Annotated in this window: 4 protein-coding genes; 3 read left to right on the top strand and 1 reads right to left on the bottom strand. The window is 41.1% G+C overall.

Annotated elements, in window-relative coordinates; translation table 11 throughout:
• Positions 1-115 precede the first annotated feature (115 nt).
• Entirely contained in the window at positions 116-1,516 is a 1,401-nt protein-coding gene (gene tig / locus H6F47_RS26265; RefSeq protein WP_190651687.1) for a trigger factor, read from the bottom strand.
• A 969-nt stretch (positions 1,517-2,485) separates the two neighbouring features.
• Here tig and H6F47_RS26260 point away from each other — a divergent pair.
• The 3 genes from H6F47_RS26260 (at position 2,486) to H6F47_RS26250 (ending at position 6,656) form a co-directional block, all read left to right on the top strand.
• A complete protein-coding gene (locus H6F47_RS26260; RefSeq protein WP_137668886.1) occupies positions 2,486-3,511 on the top strand; it encodes an aspartate-semialdehyde dehydrogenase in 1,026 nt (341 codons plus the stop codon).
• A 183-nt stretch (positions 3,512-3,694) separates the two neighbouring features.
• The gene (dapA, locus tag H6F47_RS26255; protein WP_137668887.1) at positions 3,695-4,579 is read left to right on the top strand and encodes a 4-hydroxy-tetrahydrodipicolinate synthase; all 885 of its coding nucleotides are present in this window, start codon (positions 3,695-3,697) and stop codon (positions 4,577-4,579) included.
• A gap of 304 nt (positions 4,580-4,883) precedes the next feature.
• Positions 4,884-6,656, top strand: a complete 1,773-nt coding sequence (locus H6F47_RS26250; RefSeq protein WP_190651685.1) for a ribonuclease J — start codon at positions 4,884-4,886, stop codon at positions 6,654-6,656.
• Positions 6,657-6,754: the final 98 nt, after the last annotated feature.

The raw sequence follows: 6,754 nt of genomic DNA, 5'->3' as shown, positions 1-6,754 counted from the left end.
CCAGTCACCAGTCCCCAGTCCCCAGTCCCCAGTCCCCAGTCCCCAGTCCCCAGTCACCAGTCACCAGTCCCCAGTCCCCAGTCACCAGTCACCAGTCCCCAGTCCCCAGTCACCTTTACTCAGGACTGGTTGTTTCTGCTTCTGTAGCCGGTTCTGCTTCTGAATCAGTTTCCTCTTCTGTGCTTAAAGAACCTTCGGGTACAAGTTCTATGGATGAGTTAGCCAGCAACCAATCCATGATTTTCTCATTTACTAGCTGTGCTTCTACCAAAGATTGCAGTCTTACTGCATCTATATCTTCATCAGCGTACTCTTCTAAGAGTTCTTTAACTTTAGCGTTGACTTCCTCAACTGTGGCTGTGATTGATTCCCGTTTACCGATTTCTTCTACAGCCAAAGAACGTTTAAGGCGTTCTACTGCGTCTGGTTCTGAACGCTCGCGCAATTGATTCAGGATTTCTTGGGTGAGAAACTTTCTCACATCCATTCCCTGCTCTGACAATTTCATGATTGTCTGTTTGATCATGGCATCAACTTCGTTATCTATCAAAGTTTTTGGCAAATCAATTTCTACGTGCTTGAGCAGTTCCGCTAATAAAGCTTCTTGCTGATTGGTTTTAGTTTGCTCTTGGGCTTCTTTTTGATAACGTTCTTCTAAGGATGTCCGTAATTCTGCTAAAGTTTCAAAATCACTGACTTCTTGAGCAAAGTCGTCATCTAACGGTGGTAGTTCTTTTTCCTTAATTTCTTTGAGTGTCACTGTAAACAAGGCAGCTTTACCGGCTAATTCTTGACTCGCATAAGGATCTGGGAACTGGGCGGAAATTTCTCTGGTTTCTCCAGGGTTCATTCCTACCATACCGACTACAAAACCAGGGATAAATTTATCTTCCTGCAACTCGACTTGAAAATCTGCTGCTTCTCCTCCTGGAATGGGTGTAGGTTCTGCTGCTTCGTCTTCACCTTCACCTTTAGCCAACACACCTTTAAAATCTACTACTGCCACATCTCCTATTTGGGCTGCTCTTCCTTCTACGGGAATTAATGTGGACATTTTCTGCCTTTCCTGATCTAACACTGTATCCACCCGTGTTGGATCATGTTTGATTTCTTCGGCTTTGACTTGGAATCCTGTATACTGCTGGATTTTGATTTCTGGTTCTACATCCACCACCGCAGCAAAGGTCAAGGATTCTCCAGGTTTATAATTATTAATCAAATCATCAAAGGATGACACTAATCTCGGTTGGCCAATCGCCTTAATGTCTTCTTGTTTGACTGCTTGCTCTACAACTTCGGGAATTAGTTCTTCCAATACCGATGCTTTGATGCGACTGCTTCCTAGACGCTGTAATAATACCTGCCGGGGTGCTTTGCCTTTGCGAAACCCAGGAAGATTTACAGTAGCACTTAAATTTTTGATTACCTGTTCGTATTTTTGTTGGGTAACTTCCGCTGTAATTTCTATTTCTAGTCCAATTTGGCTTTTTTCAAGTTTTTCCTGGGTTACTTTCATGCTTTGTCTCTGTTTTTTGGTGTTGTCATTTTTGATAGTACACACAAGCTGCGTATATCTCGCTTATTAACTTGATGTGCAACACAAAACTTATACTAATCGCTCATATTAAGATTAATAGAGGGATTTTTTAGGTTATACATCAGTTTTGTGCAGTTGATGGATTTTTTGACGAAATCAGACAAAATAATTAGATAATTAGATAATTAGCTATCCAGTAATCGTCTTTTAAGCATCCTCAACTCCGGGCTTAGGGGCTGCGCTCTTCAGCAGATATCTAGTTTACTGCCAATAGCACAGAAATTTACAGATCCTTCCAGTTTTTCTGCTATATCTTTACTGATAGGATATCTCAGTCGATTTTTCAGAATTTCTCATTTAAACGTTGTTTAGTCCTAAAAAATCTGCTTAATGATCTTTAATTGATGGCTGTTACTGCGGTCATGATAGGTTAGACGCAAAATGTTACCCAGATTGTTCAGGTTGTGATATCCTGTCAACATGGTAGATTCTCATGGTAGCACTGTTGCCTAACAATACTTGTCTGCTCTCAAGAGAGAAGGATAAGATCAAACCCCCAATCTCAAACCCAGTAACCGCTTCCCAAACCTACTCACCACTGGGAGATGGTTAACTAAGCAGTCTGGTGTTGCCAAGGTTGTACCATTGATTCTATCAACCTAATTAATGGTTAGCCTATTCATTTTACCCTTAGTTTGGAGTTTGTTGTATGGTAGTGTATAATTCAAAGTAATACAGGTTAAATGGTAATTATTGTCAAATAAAATCAAAATATAAATAAAATATCCTAAAATCCAAATTCTTTAGATATTATAGATATCTACTAAATTAGAAAAAAACTCATTAAGTATTCAAATTTCTTTGATTGCTCAATGTTGCCATTATAGATATTTTGAGTATTAGAAAAAACTTAGTAACCTTAGTAACCTCTTAAAGAAGGAGTCGAATTTGTCTAAATCCTATCGTGTAGCTATTTTGGGTGCGACTGGTGCTGTAGGTACGGAGTTGCTGGAATTACTAGAAAGTCGTAATTTCCCCCTGGCGGATTTAAAATTGTTAGCATCAGAACGCAGTGCAGGAAAGACGCTCAAGTTTAAAGGCGAAAATCTTGTAATTGAGGCAGTCAGCGATCGCTCTTTTGCAAATGTTGATATTGTCTTAGCTAGTGCTGGTGGTGGAACTTCCAAAACCTGGGCTGGGGTAGCTGTAGACAAAGGAGCAGTGGTAATAGATAACTCTAGCGCCTTCCGTATGAACCCGGATGTACCTTTGATAGTTCCAGAGGTGAATCCCCAAGCCGCAGCCGAGCATAAAGGCATTATTGCCAATCCCAACTGCACCACAATTTTAATGACGTTGGCAGTTTGGCCACTGCATCAAGTAAAACCAGTAACAAGGATTGTAGCGGCAACTTATCAATCTGCCAGTGGTGCTGGTGCAAAAGCAATGGAAGAAGTGAAAATTCAATCCAGTGCTATATTACAAGGACAACAACCAGTAGCTGAAGTGTTACCTTATCCGTTGGCGTTTAATTTATTTCCCCATAATTCCCCAATGACTGATATAGGATATTGTGAGGAAGAGTTAAAAATGGTCAACGAAACTCGGAAAATATTTGGTAGTCAAGACATCAGAATTACTGCTACTTGTGTACGGGTTCCCGTACTCCGCGCCCATTCCGAAGCAATTAACCTGGAGTTTGACACACCTTTTAGTCCAGATGAAGCAAGAGCAATTTTAAGCAATGCGCCTGGTGTGAAATTGGTGGAAGATTGGCAGAAAAATTATTTCCCCATGCCTATAGAAGCTAGTGGTAAAGATGAGGTTTTAGTCGGCAGAATTAGACAAGACATTTCTCATCCTTGTGGCTTAGAATTATGGTTGTGTGGCGATCAAATCCGTAAAGGTGCAGCTTTAAATGCGATACAAATCGCCGAATTATTAGTAGAAAAAAATCTACTTCAGAATGGGTGATTGGTGACTGGGGACTGGGGACTGGTGACTGGTGACTGGTGACTGGGGACTGGTGATTGGTGACTGGGAAAGAAAGATGAATAAACCAATAACCAATAACTAATAACTAATAACTAACAACTAACAACTAACAACTAACAACTAACAACTAACAACTAAAGACAAATCAGGAGTGAAAAACGGGTGGTAGATTTTGGTACAGTGATAACGGCAATGATCACGCCGTTTAAAGCAGATGGTAGTGTTAACTATGAAGTAGCTGGAAAATTAGCAGCAAATTTAGTTGACAATGGTACAGATACATTAGTGATATGTGGAACAACAGGTGAATCTCCCACATTAAGCTGGGATGAAGAGTATCAACTGTTTGTGGAAGTGTTGCAAGCGGTAGCAGGGAAAGCAAAAGTAATTGCTGGGTGTGGTTCAAATTCTACCAAAGAAGCGATCGCAGCAACCGAAAAAGCAGCTAGAATAGGAGTACATGGTTCTTTACAAGTTGTACCTTACTACAACAAACCACCCCAAGCAGGACTATACAAACACTTTCAGGCGATCGCTCAAGCCTGTCCTGACCTACCGATGTTGTTATATAATATTCCTGGTCGGACTGGTCAAAATTTGAGTCCAGAAACAGTTGTGCAATTAGCACAAATCGACAACATTGTGGGAATTAAAGAAGCCAGTGGTAACTTAGATCAAGCTAGTGAAATTCGCCGCTTGACACCACAGGAATTTCAGATTTACGCTGGAGATGATTCTTTAACCTTGCCTCTGTTAGCGGTTGGTGCTAAAGGTGTGGTGAGTGTGGCTTCTCATCTGGTAGGTAATCAACTAAAACAGATGATAGAGTCCTTTAATGTAGGCAACATTCAAATTGCTACTGAGATTCATTTACAACTATTCCCTTTGTTTAAAGCTTTATTTTTAACAACAAATCCCATTCCTGTTAAACAAGCATTAAAACTTCAAGGTTGGAACGTTGGTTCAGTTCGTCCACCGCTGTGCGAAGCTGACGCAGAAATCTGTCAGAAGTTAGAGGATGTGTTGCATAAACTTAGTTTAATCTGAGCGCCAATATATTGGATACTAGCCAGATGCTGGTTTCCCAGATACTTATAAATAAAAAGTAATAATTGCTTCTAGGTCGCAATTTAAACATCTGTGCTACAAATGAACGATATAAGAATCTTTTTTGATAAGAAGCTACGGGAACGGGGTCAATTACTTTTATTTATTCAATACCAAATTGATTGAATATCAGAAGTGGAAATTGGCTATTTTGACATTGAATTATATAGACATTTGATGTTGTCTTTCATACAAGAACGCTAACTATCAACTGATTAACAACTCACACAACATACAGGAGAAAATGGCTAGAAACGAACCTAACTCAGCCCTGAAAATTATTCCATTGGGCGGTTTACATGAAATAGGAAAAAATACCTGTGTTTTTGAATACGAGGATGAAATCGTCCTCTTGGATGCAGGGTTGGCTTTTCCCACTGAGGCTATGCACGGAGTAAATATTGTACTACCTGATACAACTTATTTACGGGAAAATCGCCATAAAATCAAAGGCATGATCGTTACTCATGGTCATGAAGACCATATTGGTGGTATTGCTTTTCACCTGAAACAATTTGACATCCCCGTAATTTATGGACCAAGATTAGCAATGGCCATGTTAGAGGGGAAATTGGAAGAAGCAGGAGTACGCGATCGCACAGAATTAAGAACAGTTCTTCCTCGTGATGTCGTCAGAATTGGTAAAGCCTTTTTTGTCGAATACATCCGCAACACCCACTCTATCGCTGATAGTTTTACCGTTGCTATTCATACTCCATTAGGTGTAGTTATCCATACAGGGGACTTTAAAATTGACCATACCCCTGTAGATGGCGAAAAGTTTGATTTACAGCGCCTAGCGGAACATGGGGAAAAAGGTGTACTTTGCTTGTTAAGTGATTCCACTAACTCAGAAGTACCAGGATTTACACCTTCTGAACGTTCCGTTTATCCCAACCTTGACCGGGTATTCTCCCAAGCTAAAGGGCGTTTATTTGTTACTACCTTTGCTTCCAGTGTGCATCGGATCAATATAGTGTTGCAACTGGCCAAGAAACATAACCGAGTAGTGACAGTTGTGGGACGTTCAATGCTAAATTTGATTGCCCATGCCCGGAATTTAGGTTATATCAAATGTGAAGATAGCCTATTTCAACCCTTGCATACTGTCCGGGGTTTACCGGATGAGAACGTACTGATTTTAACAACAGGTTCTCAAGGTGAGTCAATGGCGGCCATGACTCGCATTGCTAACAAAGAACACCCCCATATTAAAATTAGAGAAGGAGATACAGTTGTTTTCTCTGCTAACCCCATTCCTGGTAATACCATTGCGGTGGTGAACACCATTGATAAATTGATGATCCAAGGCGCTCATGTCGTCTATGGTAGAGATAAGGGCGTTCACGTTTCTGGACACGGTTGTCAAGAAGAACAAAAACTCATGCTGGCTTTAACTCGTCCTAAGTTCTTTGTTCCTGTTCATGGTGAACATCGGATGTTGGTGAAGCATTCGGAAACTGCTCAGAGTATGGGCATTCCCAAAGAAAATATGGTGATTATTCAGAATGGGGATGTGATAGAACTAACTGAAGAATCTATCCGTGTTGCGGCTAAAGTAGCTTCGGGTATTGAACTGGTGGATACAACGAGTTCTGGAATGGTGAGCGCCAAAGTGTTGCAAGAACGGCAAACGATGGCTTCTGAAGGACTGGCGACTATTGCGGCTGCTGTTGATTGGAATGGTAAACTGTTGGCTAGACCAGAAATTCACCTGCGGGGTGTGGTGACAAGTATTGAGCGATCGCTGTTATTGAAATGGGTACAGCAACGCATTGAGGAAATTTTGCGGGTTCGTTGGTCTGAGTTTGTGACGGGAAATGAACCCAATGATATAGACTGGGGCGGTTTACAAGGCACTTTAGAGAAGGAGTTGGCTCGTTCTCTGCGTCGGGAGTTACAATGTCAAGCTTCTGTGACTTTGTTGCTGCAAGTTCCTGAACAACCGCCTGAACCTGCTGTGAAGGTTTCTGATGGTAGAAGACGGCGTACTCGTTCTACTGCTGTGGCTTCTTAATTAGGGTTTGCTGAATAAACCTAAAACCTTGATATATCAAAGGTTAGAGGCTGATAAACACAGAAATTAGTGCAAGGGTTTGGAAGGGTATACCGGAA

Source organism: Sphaerospermopsis sp. FACHB-1094 (assembly GCF_014696195.1).
In the GTDB taxonomy this organism is placed as follows: domain Bacteria; phylum Cyanobacteriota; class Cyanobacteriia; order Cyanobacteriales; family Nostocaceae; genus Sphaerospermopsis; species Sphaerospermopsis kisseleviana.
This window is presented reverse-complemented; position numbering and strand designations above follow the sequence as displayed.

Coding starts and splice junctions, on each gene's coding strand:
- tig (WP_190651687.1), bottom strand. CDS start 1,516: ATGAAAGTAACCCAGGAAAAACTTGAAAAAAGCCAAATTGGACTAGAA.
- H6F47_RS26250 (WP_190651685.1), top strand. CDS start 4,884: ATGGCTAGAAACGAACCTAACTCAGCCCTGAAAATTATTCCATTGGGC.